We start from the raw sequence: 14,614 nt of genomic DNA, 5'->3' as shown, positions 1-14,614 counted from the left end.
TTAAATATATGGAAAAAAAGAAACCAAAAAATGTATTTGTTCAAGGAGCAATTTCATCTGAATTCATAGGCAATTCTATTGCCAAGCATCAGACCAAAACCAGTATTGGAGCGCACAATATCTTTTTGGGTCAAGTACGGGCAGACGAAATCGATGGAAATCGCATTGTCGCAATTGATTATACCGCATATGAAGATATGGCAAATCAAAAATTCCATGATATACGAGAAGCTACATTTGAAAAATTTGATCTCACTTGCATGCATATTTATCATAGTTTGGGAAAAGTAAATGCAGGAGAGATTTGTCTATTTGTTTTTGTCTCTTCTCCTCGAAGAAAAATTGTTTTTGAAGCTCTGGAATATGTCGTTGAAGCCATTAAAGCAGATGTCCCCGTTTTTGGAAAAGAACTATTTGAAGACCAAACACATCAATGGAAACAAAACAGTTAAAACTGTTTTGCAAACCTCAAAAAGTAAGTTTCAAACTTCAAAAAATACAAATGACAACATCAAAATATGATTTAGAAGATAGAGCTTTCAACTTTGCGGCGGATGTGAGACTTTTTTGCAAAAATTTGACTAAATCTCTAATCAATATGGATGACATTAAACAGGTAATTCGTTCTTCTGGTTCTGTTGGAGCAAATTATATTGAAGCCAACGAACCGTTGGGTGCAAAAGATTTTAAAATGCGTCTGAAAATCGCCAGAAAAGAAGCAAAAGAAAGCAGATATTGGTTAAAATTAATAAAAATCTCTTCAGAAATTGAAGAAGTAAACAAAATAGAAGAACTTATTCAGGAGGCGACCGAATTAAACAAAATTTTATCTAGTATTATTAATAAAGCTAAAGATTAAATTTTGGCTCTTGTTTTTTGAATTTTTTTATTTATACAATATGGTAGACATCACACATAAAACATCAACATTAAGAATTGCAACTGCTCAAGCTATTGTTAAGGTTAGTAAACCAGAAACTATAGAAGCTATAGAAAAAGGCACTGTACCCAAAGGAGATGTATTTGCTATGAGTAAAGCTGCCGGTTTACTGGGTGTAAAAAAAACACCCGAGTTACTTCCTGATTGCCATCCACTACCAATAGAATATACTGGTATCGAGTATACCATAAACGAACTGGAAATTACAGTTCTGGTTACTATAAAAACCATCTATAAAACAGGGGTTGAGGTCGAAGCCATGCATGGGGCAAGTGTTGTAGCCCTAAACATGTATGATATGCTAAAACCTATTGATAAAGGCGTAGAAATTCATCATATCAAACTCCTTAATAAAAAAGGAGGAAAATCTGATTATAAAGATAAGTTTAGGAGAGACCTTAAAGCAGCCGTAATTGTATGTTCAGATTCTATTTCTGAAGGAAAAAAAGAAGATAGAGCTGGTAAAGCTATTATAACCAAATTAGAGGCTTGTGAAGTGGATATCATGGATTATATTATCATTCCTGATGAAGCCGAAGTGATACAAGAAAAAGCAAAGTTATATCAGAAACAAGGAGCTGATCTTATCATTTATACCGGCGGTACGGGATTATCCCAACGTGATGTCACTCCAGAGGCTTTAAAACCGTTGTTAAATCGAACTATCCCAGGTATTGAAGAAGCTATTCGTAAATATGGACAAGATCGTATGCCTTATGCCATGCTTTCAAGAAGCGTAGCCGGAACTATTAAAAATACATTAGTACTGGCGCTTCCTGGATCTACCAAAGGAGCCAAAGAATCTATGGATTCTATTTTTCCTGAAGTATTACATGTATTTAGAATTTTAAAAGGAGCTAGACATGACTAAGTCAGACGCTGGACATCGCAAACCTGTAGCCACTGATATTCTTACCGATACCTTTGGTAGAAAACATGATTATTTACGTATTTCGCTTACAGAAAGATGTAATCTAAGATGTACCTATTGTATGCCTGCAGAAGGAATCCAGTTATCTCCCAAGGCACACATCATGACCTATGAAGAAATCTACACTATCGCCAAAGAATTTGTAGATCTGGGAGTTACAAAAATTCGCTTAACAGGTGGAGAACCTTTGGTACGTAAAGATGCTGCTCTAATCATGGAAAAACTTTCTTCACTGCCCGTACAACTTACTTTGACAACCAATGGCGTTATTGTAGATAAGTTTATTGATCACTTCAAAAAATGTGGGATTACAACACTTAATGTTAGTCTTGATTCTTTAGATGCTAATAAAAACTCAGAAATCACTCGCAGATCTTATTTTGAAAAAGTATATCAAAATATTATTCTTCTAGTTAAGGAAGGATTTAATGTGAAGGTAAATTGTGTTTTGATGAAAGGCTTTAACGATAATGAAGTTATCGATTTTATCAATCTTAGTAAAGATTTACCCATACAAATTCGTTTTATAGAATTTATGCCTTTTGATGGTAATAAGTGGAATATGGATAAGCTAGTTTCGTTACAGAAAATTCTTAATCAAGTGTATTCAAATTTTGAAAAAGATGACATTATAAAATGTAAAGATGCGCCAAATGACACTACAAAAAGTTATCAAATAAAAGGATATCAAGGTACTTTTGCTGTTATAAGCTCTGTAACCAATCCTTTTTGTGATGGTTGTAACAGAATACGACTCACTGCCAATGGTCAAATAAAAAATTGCCTGTTTTCTTCTAAAGAATCAGATCTATTAACACCATTAAGAGAGGGAAAACCTATCTCTCCTATTGTTCAAAAAGCAATACAAACTAAATTAAAAGTCCGTAACGGGATGGATACCTTAGATAAGTTTAACAAACCTGATTCTCATAATAACCGAAGTATGATTGCAATTGGAGGATAGCACAACGTTATTCTTTCTAATTCCCTAAATATCAACATTAATATTACTATTTTCTATATCCTTCTGTAAGTATCCCTTTACATTGTACGACAATATAAAAAAGGGAAAACATGAAAAAAAGTATAAGTATATTCGTTTTTGTAGTAGGAATGGTTTTTTATGGGAACGCTCAAGATTTAAATAATGTACCAACTCAACACATCAATCAGTTAACTGATGGATGGCATAAATTCACCTCTCAAGGAGCTGCTTTTGATGTAGAAGTTGCATTTGGAAAATTAGTTAAAGGTAATATTCTATGGTTTGACTCTACTAAATATTCTGGTAGTTTTTATAACAATAAGATTTCAGGAAAAGGCACCTACACCTGGTCTAACGGCGATTACTATGAAGGAAGTTTTAAGAATAATCAACGCCATGGGAAAGGAACTATGCATTGGTCAAATGGTTCAAAATATAGTGGTAAGTGGAAGAAAAATCAAAAAAATGGAAAAGGAAAATTATACGACAATAACGGAGCAGTAGTAAAGGAAGGTGTGTGGGAGCAAGATCTTTATGTCGATACCAGCGAATAATAATACATTCATTTTACCATACAGACCGAGTTGACGTTTCCCTTGAAATCGTATTCTTTTACAGGGTTATCAGGGTCTTCCATCCATTTGCCATCAACAATAAATTTATAATGATGTTTGCCTCCAGACAGCATCAGAGTATCTGCCCAACCATTCTTGGTTCTAGTCATTTTATATTCTCCTTCTGACCAATTATTAAATGAACCCGCAATAATAACTTGTTGAGCATCCAGGAAACCATTAAGAATAAATTTTGCAGGTGCTTTTATGTCTATTAAGGAGTTGTATCCACTAAATTCGTTAATCGTTTTTCTAGGATTATCGGGATCTTCTATCCAATCTCCATCAACAATAAATTTATATTGATACTCTCCAGGTCTTATTTTTAATGTTAAAGTCCAGCAGTCCTCGTTCTTAGTCATCCTAAATAGATCTTCATTCCATTTATTAAAACTACCACTTAAAATTACTTTTCTTGCAGTATCATATCCATTAAGTGTGAATGTTATATTTCCATTTTTATCAGGGTATGCGGTATAAAATTTTAGATTATAAGATCGCAACCTATATCCATTTTTATAAGCTCTAACCGCATTACCATCTCTTTTTGAAGGCTCTGCCCAATAGGCATTGTTGATTACAAATTTAAATTCCCAAGAAAACTCATCAGTAAAATCACTTAATTTTTTTCTGAGTTCATATTTATTTTCATCAACTTTGGTCATCTTCCATTTATGCTTTGACCAATTGTTAAATTTTCCTGAGACCACAACATTTTGTATATCCAAATCTTCAAAATCAAGTATACTTCCATGATGATCAGTGGTTGCTTTTTCATAATCTCTTTTATCAAAAGAAAATATCAATTCTTCTCCTTCTATGCGATATCCTTTAAAGGGTTCGGTCTGAGCATAGGAATACTTGCTTACAAGTGCAAGGATTAAAAAAATGCTATATAGTATATTCCTTTTCAATTTCGTACTAATGGATACTTTACAAAGTACAGTTTTTCTTTTTGATAATTAATAATAGTTCTTTTTTGTTGAAAGAATTCATACCCTAAAACTCCATCCAGTTCGGTTCCAAAAGCTTCTTTCATTGCATTTAAATTAGTCAATATCGTATTCATTGGTCCAAAATAAACGGTTTCGCTTAGTTTTACGCGAAATAATTTCCCTGCCATCACTTCAATCTTATGATCACTGGCTCCTAATAAAACCAATCGCTTCTTTGGATAAAAATTTTTAAGTGCTTTTCTTCCAATTTTTTTATTGATTTGGTTAAATTCTGCAGCAGTATCCAATCCAAATTTAACATTTTGATCACCAATATAACCATTTAACACAATAGTATGTTTTCTTAATTTAAAATCAATACTATCCACAATTTTCTCGGCATATACATGTTGATCCAATTTAGTTCCAAATTCATCAACCTTTGTTAGCGTAATTTGATTTAGATGCATATCTACAAATACTTCATAATCTTTTAGAATACTAAATCCTATAATTCCTAACAGGTTCATTTTTTTAGTTTTCTCAATATGAGATAAATCAACAATATCAGATGTTTTATTTTTTAAATTAAAATTTTGAAGAATAAATTCTTTTACATTTTGCTCGAACGTATCGTCCATCACTGAAATAACTCCAGAAGTTTGCTTTTTTCTTGAAAGATGTTGATACTGAACAGGAAAATGAACTTTGTTAAGCATCAGGGTTTCTGAACCAGTATCAATAATAAAATTTCCTTTTTTTTGAAGTAATTCTGCTTCTACAACAATAAGTCGATCAATAAGTTTAAAAGGGATTCTAGCTGTATATTCATTTAGAATCTCAGCTTTTGGGAAGGTAATTTTATTCTTCCCCAGAAAAAACTCAGGCACATTCTCTCCGGCAAAAATACCAGTGATACTAATCAAATAGAATATAGTACCTAATAGAATCTTTCTCATATATATAAGACCAATAGGGATGACATTCGTTACACCTTTTCTCTATTTAAAACCAAGTTTAATATAAAATTAAGAACGTATGCTTTAGGTTCTATTATGACCAATATCATAGTTACTCTATGGTGTCTCATCTATTTTTATACTGATAAATGATATACTTATGAAAAATATACTGCTTCCTACCGATTTTTCTGAAAATGCAAAAAATGCAATTTATTATGCTATGGAACTCTTTAAAAATGAACTCTGTACATTTTATATTCTCAACGTGCAAAAAGCGTCCAATTATACCACTGATGATCTTATGGTTGCCCCAGCTAATACCTCAGTTCATCAATCTGTGATTAGCGATGTAAAAAATAAACTTAATCTCATGATAGAGCAATTAAAGGAGCAATATCCTCATGAGAACTATACCTTTCACACCATTACCGATTATGATATTTTTATTGATGCTATAAAACAGGCAATTAAATCTAAAGAGATAGATATTATTGTCATGGGAACCAATGGTGCTACAGGCGCTTCAGAAGTTGTTTTTGGAAGCAATACTCTTAATGTAATTCGCAAAATAGATTGTCCTTTAATTGCAATTCCGCAAGGATATACTTTTAAAAAACCTAAAACTATACTATATGCTATAGATGAAAGTGACCACTTTAAAACTGAAGGTATAGAACCATTGATGGATATGATATTAAAATATAAATCTTCCATACGAATCCTTAAGATTAAAGAAGATGAAACAGTTACAGTTGCTGATTTTGATGATAAAAAACACATGAAGGAATATTTTAAAGACCTTAATCATACGTTTCATTCTATTATCAATGTCCCAACCGCTTTGGCTATTACAAGTTTTGTACAGATTATGAATGTAGACATGACAGCGATGTTTATTCAAAAAGAAACTTTTTTAGAACGTTTTTTTAAGGGTTCAGAAACTTCTAAAATAAGTTATGGAACCCGAGTTCCTTTGATGGTTATGCATCATTGATATATTCTCTTATCTGCTATTTATGTTCTTTTATTATACTTGTTTATTTTTTTTAAATATTTTAGAGGAAATAGTCAAATTCGCATAATAGATGTTATTATACTTTATCATCTCGCTCTATATCCTAATCGGAATTTTTATCATTGTTAGGTTACTTCTTAACGGGATGCGTCCTACCAAAACATTGGCTTGGTTACTTGCAATCTTTACCATTCCTGTCGGAGGAATGTTCTTATACCTGATGTTAGGTCGAAATCGAAGAAAAAACAAGTTATTTGAACTTAGGCATACTCCAAAAATAACTTCATACATCAAAAAAGCTTTAGATCAATATTCTCCAATAACTGAAGAAGAATACGAAGAACATCACAAGATGATTTCTTTAATTACTAAAAATTCCTATTTTTCTCCATGTACAGGAAATGACTTAAAGCTTCTTAAAAATGGAAGAGCTACTTTTCAGGCAATATTCAATGCATTAGAAAAAGCTGAGCATTTTATCCACCTGGAGTATTATATTTTTGAAGAAGGTGAATTGACCAATGGTCTTTTTGAACTTTTTAGAAAAAAAATAAAAAACGGAGTAAAAGTTCGTATTCTTTATGATGGGATAGGAAGTAGATCTCTGAGCAAAAAATATATTAATAAGCTTAAGCATATAGGAGTAGAAATTCATAAATTCTTGCCTATCCGCTTTGGTAAATTTTTATCCTCGATAAACTATAGGAATCATCGTAAAATCATAGTTATTGATGATGAAATTGCCTTTACAGGAGGGATAAATGTATCTGACAAATATGTTAATGGAGATCCTGATCTTGGAGCCTGGTACGATATGCATTTACAATTAAAAGGACCTATCGTACATAATCTCCAGGCCATATTTGCTATGGACTGGTATTTGGTGAGTGGGGATGATGAAATATTAGATATTTCATATTTCCATCCTCATAAAAAAACAGACGGCTCTACTGCTCAAATCGTACATAGTGGACCAGATTCTGATTTTTCTGCCACACAACAGATGTATTTTTCTATAATCAATGAGGCCAAAGAATATGTTTATATCACCAACCCTTATATCATTCCTGGAGAATCTATTTTGGATGCATTAAAAGTAGCTTCTCTAAGCAGGGTCGATGTAAGATTATTACTTTCAGACAAATCTGATAATATAATTGTTAAGTGGTGTATCAGATCTTATTTTGAAAGATTATTACAAGCTGGAGTAAAGATTTATTTATTCCCAAAAGGTTTTTTACATAGTAAAACTGTTGTTGCCGATAATACGATATCATCTGTGGGTACAACCAATCTGGATGTTCGAAGTTTTGAACAAAATTATGAAGTTAACGCAGTAATCTACGATGATTCCTTTGCAGTAGCTCTCAAAAATGATTTTTTAAATGATTGTAGTAAAAGTATTCGACTTAACTATGATACCTTTGTATTAAGACCTTGGCATGAAAAACTTAAAGAAGGAGTTGCTAAGATCTTTAGTCCTATTTTATAATTGTATATAATTTCTATAATGAAAACATCTAAGAATATAGGATTGGTACTATCTGGCGGAGGGTTTAAGGGTGTTGCCCATATTGGTGCAATTCAGGCAATACAAGAAGCCGGAATCAAACCTAATTACATCTCAGGAACCAGTGCTGGAGCAATAGTAGGCTCATTATATGCCGGAGGATATTCTCCTCAGGAAATTAGAAATTTCTTTCAAAAAACATCCATATTTAATTTTAACAGGTTCACCCGTAAAAAAGCAGGGTTCTTAGATTCTGAAAAATTTCATGATGATCTTGAGAATTTTTTTCCCGAGAATTCTTTTGAAGCTTTACCTAAAAAACTTTTTGTTACCGCCACAAATTTAATAGAAGGAACAGTAGAAGTATTTGATAAAGGAGAATTAATCAAACCTATATTGGCCTCTGCCGCTTTCCCCGGAGTTTTTACTCCCATAATGATCCAAGATCAACTTTATGCCGATGGTGGTATTCTTGATAATTTCCCGGTATCACCACTTATGAAACATTGTGATATGATTATTGGTGTAGATGTATCTCCTATTAAAAAACCCAAGATTTCAGATTTTAAACACTCCTATAATGTAATGCAACGTGCCTACTACCTTAGGGCAATGCCAAATGCCGAAATCAAATTTAAACACTGTGATATTATAATTCAACCAAAGCAATTAGTCAATCACGGAATCTTTAACAGCAGCAGTATGGATAAAGTATATGCTCTGGGATATGAAGAAGCTCAATTACAATTAGAATTATTTCTAAAGAACAGAAAAAATGATTCAGGAAATTAAAAATAATTATGGTCATCTTTTTGAAGAAGAGCTTCTACAGGAAATCAACAATGTAGCTACTTTTAAAGAAGTACCAGAAGGTTTTGAGCTTATTCGACCGGGAAGCTATATAACCGCTATGCCTTTAATTCTTAATGGAGCTATTAAAATTCTTAGAGGAGATACTGATGGCGATGAGTTATTATTGTACTTCTTAGAACGTGGAGACACATGTGCTATGACCTTATCTTGTTGTTTAGGACATCATAAAAGCGAAATTAAAGCTGTTGCTGAGACCAATGCTAGATTGGTTATGATTCCAGTAGAAAAAATGGAAGAATGGACTGCAAAATACAAATCCTGGAGAGCTTTTGTATTTGAAAGTTATCATAAAAGATTAATAGAAGCCATTGAGACTATTGATAGTATTGCTTTCCTTAAAATGGATGATAGACTACTTAAATATCTTAAAGACAAAACAAAAATCAACCAAACCAATATCATTAATAATACTCATCAGCAAATTGCATATGATTTACATACATCAAGAGTTGTAATTTCAAGATTACTTAAAAAGCTTGAGCAAAACGGTATCGTAAAACTGAATAGAAATACGATTGAAATAGTACACTTCTGAACCTATGTAACAATTGTTACCGTATTGCAATAATAATTCCCTTATTTTTGACCAATAAATAATAAAGAACTAGTTTTTCCTTATAAAATTGAGGAAAGCTCAAAATAGAACACATGAAAATAGAACAAATATATACAGGATGTCTTGCACAAGGAGCTTATTACATCGAAAGTAATGGTGAAGTAGCTATAATAGATCCTTTAAGAGAAGTACAACCTTATATAGAAAAAGCTCAGGAAGATAATGCAAAAATTAAATACATCTTCGAGACACATTTTCATGCTGATTTTGTAAGTGGTCATGTTACTTTGGCAAAAGAGACTGGTGCAAAAATTATATACGGTCCTAACGCAAATACTTCTTTTGAAGCCATTATTGCTAAAGATGGACAAGAGTTTAAACTTGGAGATATCACTATTATAGCACTACATACTCCTGGGCATACTATGGAGAGTACCACATATCTTCTTAGAGATATAAACGGGAAAGATCATGCTATTTTTAGCGGAGACACATTATTTCTTGGTGATGTTGGACGTCCTGATCTTGCGCAAAAAGCGGCTCATTTAACACAAGAAGAATTAGCAGAGACCCTTTATGATAGTTTAAGAACTAAAATTATGCCTCTAGCTGATGATGTCATCGTTTATCCTGCTCATGGTGCTGGTTCTGCATGTGGTAAAAACATGATGAAAGAGACTGTGGATACTCTTGGTAATCAAAAGAAAATGAATTACGCACTTCGATCCGATATGACCAAAGAGGAATTTGTAAAAGAAGTTACAGATGGATTGTTGCCTCCTCCTTTATATTTTCCGCTAAATGTAAAAATGAACAAAGAAGGGTATACTGATATCGGAGACGTTCTAGAACGAGGAACAAAACCGTTATCCCCAAAAGAGTTTGAAAATTTAGCTAATGAAACCGGAGCTATTGTTCTTGATGTAAGACATCAAAACGAATATGTAAAAGGGCATATCCCCAGGTCTATATTTATAGGAATAGATGGTGGATTTGCTCCATGGGTTGGTGCTTTAATAGCCGATGTACAACAACCTATTTTATTGGTAACACCAGAAGGTAGAGTAGAAGAAACAATTACTCGATTATCAAGAGTAGGTTTTGATCATACTCTTGGGTATCTAGAAGGTGGTTTTGAAGCTTGGAAAGCATCTGGAGCCACATACGATACCATAACATCTATTTCTGCTTCTGAATTTAAAAACAGAATGGAGAATCAGGAACTTCCTGTCTTTGATGTACGTAAAGAAAGTGAATTTGTCGCAGAACATATAGATAATGCGCATAATTCTCCTTTAGATTTTATCAACGATTATTTAGCTCATTTCCCAGAAAACCAACCCTTTTATGTACATTGTGCAGGAGGATATCGTTCTGTAATTGCTGCATCAATAATAAAAAGTAGAGGTATACACAATTTAATTGATGTTGCAGGAGGATTTAAAGATATCAAAGAAGTTGGTATAAAAACTACAGAGTATGTGTGTCCTTCGACTTTGAAATAAATTAAAAATTCATGCAATGTAACATTTGTTACTGATAACTCCTTTGAGTTTTAATTTCTTTACCTCAAAATATTGCTTATGAATTGGATTTATCAACCTTGGCCTTGGTATATATCAGGACCATTAATTGCATTAGTATTGTTCCTATTACTAATGGTTGGAAAAGGATTTGGGATGTCCTCAAATCTAAGGACCATGTGTACCCTATGTGGTGCAGGAAAAACAACTGATTTTTTTAAGTTTGATTGGAAAACTCAACGATGGAATCTTTTGGTCGCTTTGGGAACAATCATTGGAGGGTTTATTGCTGCCAATTTTTTATCTAATGATACAGCTGTATTAATGAATCCTGAAGTCATAACTGATCTTCAATCTAAAGGATTCATAGATGCTGGTAATGCTTATATGCCAGATTTTCTATTTTCTAACGAAATACTAACTGATCCAAAAGGAATTTTACTGCTTATAATTGGTGGTATATTAGTAGGTTTTGGAGCCAGGTATGCAGGAGGGTGCACCTCTGGACATGCTATCTCGGGGTTAAGCAATTTACAACTGCCCTCACTAATTGCGGTCATTGGCTTTTTTATTGGTGGATTGGTTATGATACATATTATTTTTCCTTTAATATTTTAAACATATGCGTTCAATTATATATTTATGTATCGGTATTTTCTTCGGAATTGTTTTATTCAAATCCGAAGCTGCTTCTTGGTTTAGAATTTATGAAATGTTTCAATTTGGATCTTTTCATATGTATGGCATCATTGGTTCTGCAGTTGGTTTAGGTATAGTAGTCACCCAATTTATAAAAAGATATAAGGTCAAATCCTTTTATGGAGATAACATTACTATCTTACCAAAAGACAAAAGTTTTAAGAGATACATGTATGGCGGAATAATTTTTGGGTTAGGGTGGGCTCTAGCCGGTGCATGTCCTGGTCCTATGTTTGTGCTTTTAGGAGCTGGTTATTTACCAATTTTCATTGTAATTATCTCAGCCATTTTAGGTACTTTTTTATATGGAGTGTTAAAAGCAAAACTACCCCACTAACTCCAATGTCAGTTCATTTTTACCAGGTTCATTGCGCTCCCAACAATTGATATTATAAAAAGTGGTTTCTGCAATATTAGTCAATGCTTCTTTTGTAAGAAATGCTTGATGGGGAGTAAGTAATACATTGGGATGATCAATAAGACGTTTTAATATGGGATCATCGAGTTTATCCTTAGAATGATCATAGAAAAAAACACCTCTTTCATGCTCATAAACATCTGCTCCATACCCCCCAATCCTTTTTGAGTCTAGTGCCTCCAATATATCTTGAGTGTACACCACTGCACCTCTTGCAACATTAACAAGCAACACCTCTCTTTTCATATGATTAATATAATTTACATCAATAAGATAGTGTGTCTCGGTAGTAAGCGGCATACTTAAAAATATTACGTCAGATTGTTTGCATAGGTCTTCTAACTCCACATATGTTACTTGGTATTTTTCCTTTAATTCTTGATTTTCATAAATATCATTGGCAATGATCTTACAATTAAATCCATGCATTATTTTAGCAATTACCGTTCCTATTCTACCTGTTCCTACAATACCAATTGTTTTTTTATTAAGATCAAATCCCACCAAGTTACTTACCGAGAAATTATAGTTTTTTACTTGATCATTAGCCTGTATCAATTTACGATTAAGACTTAACAATAATGCAACCGCATGTTCTGCTATTGCCTCTGGGGAATATCCGGCAGCATTAGCAACCTTTATTCCTAATTTCTTAGCCACGATAAGGTTTACATTATCAAATCCTGTAGAGCGCAGTGCAACATGTTTAACTCCGAAATCTTTTAATCTTTCTAATACTCTAGAGGATCCATTATCATCAGAAGAAATTGCTATGGCATCAAAACCAATAGCCAACCTAGCTGTTTCACAAGAAAGCTGCTCTGGTATGTATTTTATTTGATGTGTTTCATTGTTTGCTTTTTCCAGAAAGGGAATTTCAAAATCTTTAGCACTATATATCAATACCTTCATCTGTCATTTCTTCAATAATTAATAATTGTTGCCCTTTTAACGCCCATACCAGTACTTTAACATAATCGCTTACGGCTTTCTTAATATTTTCTGGCTCTGTAATATCTATTGATCCCTTCCAAATTAATTCTCTTTCTTTATCTGGGCAAATACAGTACAGGGATGATTCTGCATGAAAAATTTGATATGCAGAATAATAATCTTCATCATAATAAATATCTTGATTTTCATAATAATCGTCTCTAAAACTATCAAATGTCTTATCAAGATTTCTATATGCTTTTACCACCGTGACTTTATCTTCAACTCCAAGTACTTTGGAAAGTAAAATAGCGTCAAAACCTTTTTCAATAAGCTGAGACTCAAGGCTCATCACTTCTGTTTCGGTCTTGGGAGAATTGGTGAAAGATTTTTCAAAATAATCTAAACTCTTTACTGCTTTAACCCCGTTTTTTTTCAGTTCTCCTGCAAGTTTCTTCTCGAATACTTTTCTTGCATTTTCATCTGGAGTAATACCTATTACCAGCACCTTTTGCGCTTCAAACGTATCGATATCAGGATTTTTCCAGTTTTCAACCAGTTCACTTGATGTACAAGCACTAAATAATCCGGTAATTATTAAAAGAGAAAGATACAGTTTGTTCATGTTTTCTAAATTGGTTTTTACTTTATAAGTTTATCTAATCGTTCTGTTACAATACTTGTATACTCAGGTGTTTTTTCTAGAATAGATTCTCCCGATATAACATCTACTTCTTCGAGAGCAATATTGCTACTCCCTACTGTAGATAGGATGATAAGTTTATCTAATTGATCCGGGTGTTCTTCTATAAATTTTTTAATATTAAGCGGTGGACTGCCATACTCCCAAGAATTAATGATCACTATGGCGTCCCATTTATCAATATTTACAGTAAAAAAAGTATATGCATCGATTACTTTAAAATGAATATCATCTTTTTTATAATGTTTTAAAATCCCTTGTACTAGTGAATCTTTAAATCTACTACCTTGTGATGCTATCAAAACTTTAGTTTGTAGACTAGACTGATTAACTTTTAAAGGAATCACAGTATCCATACTATACTTATATTCATACCATATCCAATATCCAGCAAAAAGAATAAAAATCAGGATGAGTATTTTTCTAACAACTCTCATCAAAAATTAACTTAATAATCGTTTTTGTTTCCCTAGTTTCATTATCATTTTAATCAGGTCAAAAATCTTTCTTTTCAATACTTTGTAATCATTAAGGTAGATATTTACTATTATGGTCAATTCTCTATGATCTTCTTTATATTGCTTTTCTTTTTTGGGTTGATCGATACCGTCCATCAGTATTGTTAATTCATTATGATGGTTGATTATTTTTTTTAGAAGCGGATCGATTTCTTTTCTTTTAGTAGATAATTCATTAACGATATCTCTACTTTTTTCAAAAGTTTTTTCAGAGATTAATTCTATAGTATGGTTTTTAATAAGTTCGTCTAGAAAATGTTGTTCATCCTTAATAAACTTAAGTTCTAAAACCCATTGAATAGAAGTTTCATGCAACTCTTCGGGACTTCGCCATTCTATATATTTTACATTTGGTTGTTTTGGTTTCATGATTGGAGATTCCTATGAAATTGACCCGGGTATTCCTGTTTAAATAGAGCATAGCAAAACAGTTCCCAAAAGCGTGTTTATTTCAGTGTTAAAATTACGATTTTTTTCTTTTTCTTCTCATCGACTCTCC

General features: G+C 32.6%; 18 protein-coding genes. 12 read left to right on the top strand and 6 right to left on the bottom strand.

Going from position 1 to position 14,614, the window contains the following annotated elements:
* Positions 1-8 precede the first annotated feature (8 nt).
* From FOF46_RS13570 to FOF46_RS13550, 5 genes are all read left to right on the top strand, one after another.
* The gene (locus FOF46_RS13570) at positions 9-452 is read left to right on the top strand and encodes a molybdenum cofactor biosynthesis protein MoaE (RefSeq protein ID WP_109434278.1); all 444 of its coding nucleotides are present in this window, start codon (positions 9-11) and stop codon (positions 450-452) included.
* Positions 434-859 carry a four helix bundle protein gene (locus tag FOF46_RS13565; protein ID WP_244299614.1) on the top strand — a complete coding sequence of 142 codons (426 nt, stop codon included), beginning with the start codon at positions 434-436 and terminating at the stop codon, positions 857-859. The genes FOF46_RS13570 and FOF46_RS13565 overlap by 19 nt, the downstream gene beginning before the upstream one ends.
* A 40-nt stretch (positions 860-899) precedes the next feature.
* The gene (gene moaCB / locus FOF46_RS13560; RefSeq protein WP_143916792.1) at positions 900-1,811 is read left to right on the top strand and encodes a bifunctional molybdenum cofactor biosynthesis protein MoaC/MoaB; all 912 of its coding nucleotides are present in this window, start codon (positions 900-902) and stop codon (positions 1,809-1,811) included.
* Positions 1,804-2,835 (top strand): GTP 3',8-cyclase MoaA, encoded by a 1,032-nt coding sequence (gene moaA, locus FOF46_RS13555; RefSeq protein ID WP_143916791.1) that lies wholly within the window; start codon positions 1,804-1,806, stop codon positions 2,833-2,835. The genes moaCB and moaA overlap by 8 nt, the downstream gene beginning before the upstream one ends.
* Positions 2,836-2,945: 110 nt before the next feature.
* Entirely contained in the window at positions 2,946-3,410 is a 465-nt protein-coding gene (locus FOF46_RS13550) for an MORN repeat-containing protein (RefSeq protein ID WP_109434281.1), read from the top strand.
* Positions 3,411-3,418: 8 nt separating this feature from the next.
* Here the strand turns inward: FOF46_RS13550 and FOF46_RS13545 are convergent, their stop codons facing one another.
* Together FOF46_RS13545 and FOF46_RS13540 are read right to left on the bottom strand one after the other, a co-directional pair.
* The gene (locus tag FOF46_RS13545; RefSeq protein ID WP_143916790.1) at positions 3,419-4,384 is read right to left on the bottom strand and encodes a glycogen-binding domain-containing protein; all 966 of its coding nucleotides are present in this window, start codon (positions 4,382-4,384) and stop codon (positions 3,419-3,421) included.
* Complete coding sequence (locus FOF46_RS13540) at positions 4,381-5,364, bottom strand: hypothetical protein (RefSeq protein ID WP_143916789.1); 984 nt, start codon at positions 5,362-5,364, stop codon at positions 4,381-4,383. The genes FOF46_RS13545 and FOF46_RS13540 overlap by 4 nt, the downstream gene beginning before the upstream one ends.
* Positions 5,365-5,524: 160 nt before the next feature.
* On the opposite strand from FOF46_RS13540, the gene FOF46_RS13535 reads away from it, so the two are divergent.
* From FOF46_RS13535 to FOF46_RS13505, 7 genes are all read left to right on the top strand, one after another.
* Positions 5,525-6,361 carry a universal stress protein gene (locus FOF46_RS13535; RefSeq protein WP_143916788.1) on the top strand — a complete coding sequence of 279 codons (837 nt, stop codon included), beginning with the start codon at positions 5,525-5,527 and terminating at the stop codon, positions 6,359-6,361.
* Positions 6,362-6,452: 91 nt separating this feature from the next.
* A complete protein-coding gene (cls, locus tag FOF46_RS13530) occupies positions 6,453-7,874 on the top strand; it encodes a cardiolipin synthase (protein WP_143916787.1) in 1,422 nt (473 codons plus the stop codon).
* An 18-nt stretch (positions 7,875-7,892) separates the two neighbouring features.
* Entirely contained in the window at positions 7,893-8,684 is a 792-nt protein-coding gene (locus tag FOF46_RS13525) for a patatin-like phospholipase family protein (RefSeq protein ID WP_109434286.1), read from the top strand.
* On the top strand, positions 8,668-9,300 hold the full coding sequence (locus FOF46_RS13520) for a Crp/Fnr family transcriptional regulator (RefSeq protein WP_109434287.1): 633 nt from the start codon (positions 8,668-8,670) through the stop codon (positions 9,298-9,300). Before FOF46_RS13525 ends, FOF46_RS13520 begins: the two co-directional genes overlap by 17 nt.
* Before the next feature lie 113 nt (positions 9,301-9,413).
* Entirely contained in the window at positions 9,414-10,826 is a 1,413-nt protein-coding gene (locus tag FOF46_RS13515) for an MBL fold metallo-hydrolase (RefSeq protein ID WP_109434288.1), read from the top strand.
* 78 nt (positions 10,827-10,904) lie between these two features.
* Complete coding sequence (locus tag FOF46_RS13510; RefSeq protein WP_143916786.1) at positions 10,905-11,462, top strand: YeeE/YedE family protein; 558 nt, start codon at positions 10,905-10,907, stop codon at positions 11,460-11,462.
* Positions 11,463-11,466: 4 nt separating this feature from the next.
* On the top strand, positions 11,467-11,880 hold the full coding sequence (locus FOF46_RS13505; protein WP_109434290.1) for a DUF6691 family protein: 414 nt from the start codon (positions 11,467-11,469) through the stop codon (positions 11,878-11,880).
* On the opposite strand, the gene FOF46_RS13500 is transcribed toward FOF46_RS13505, so the two are convergent.
* The 4 genes from FOF46_RS13500 to FOF46_RS13485 are packed head-to-tail and all read right to left on the bottom strand — an operon-like array spanning position 11,869 to position 14,484.
* The gene (locus FOF46_RS13500; protein WP_109434291.1) at positions 11,869-12,873 is read right to left on the bottom strand and encodes a 2-hydroxyacid dehydrogenase; all 1,005 of its coding nucleotides are present in this window, start codon (positions 12,871-12,873) and stop codon (positions 11,869-11,871) included. The two genes, FOF46_RS13505 and FOF46_RS13500, sit on opposite strands and share 12 nt — an antisense overlap.
* Positions 12,854-13,519: a hypothetical protein gene (locus FOF46_RS13495; RefSeq protein ID WP_109434292.1), complete on the bottom strand. Its 666-nt coding sequence runs from the start codon at positions 13,517-13,519 to the stop codon at positions 12,854-12,856. Before FOF46_RS13495 ends, FOF46_RS13500 begins: the two co-directional genes overlap by 20 nt.
* A 17-nt stretch (positions 13,520-13,536) precedes the next feature.
* Complete coding sequence (locus FOF46_RS13490; RefSeq protein WP_143916785.1) at positions 13,537-14,034, bottom strand: hypothetical protein; 498 nt, start codon at positions 14,032-14,034, stop codon at positions 13,537-13,539.
* Between the two features lie 6 nt (positions 14,035-14,040).
* A complete protein-coding gene (locus tag FOF46_RS13485) occupies positions 14,041-14,484 on the bottom strand; it encodes a hypothetical protein (RefSeq protein ID WP_109434294.1) in 444 nt (147 codons plus the stop codon).
* Between the last annotated feature and the right edge of the window lie 130 nt (positions 14,485-14,614).

The organism is Aquimarina algiphila (genome assembly GCF_007489275.1).
Classification (GTDB): Bacteria; Bacteroidota; Bacteroidia; order Flavobacteriales; family Flavobacteriaceae; genus Aquimarina; species Aquimarina algiphila.
The sequence above is the reverse complement of the archived record's forward strand: the minus strand, read 5'-3'. Positions and strand labels throughout refer to the sequence as shown.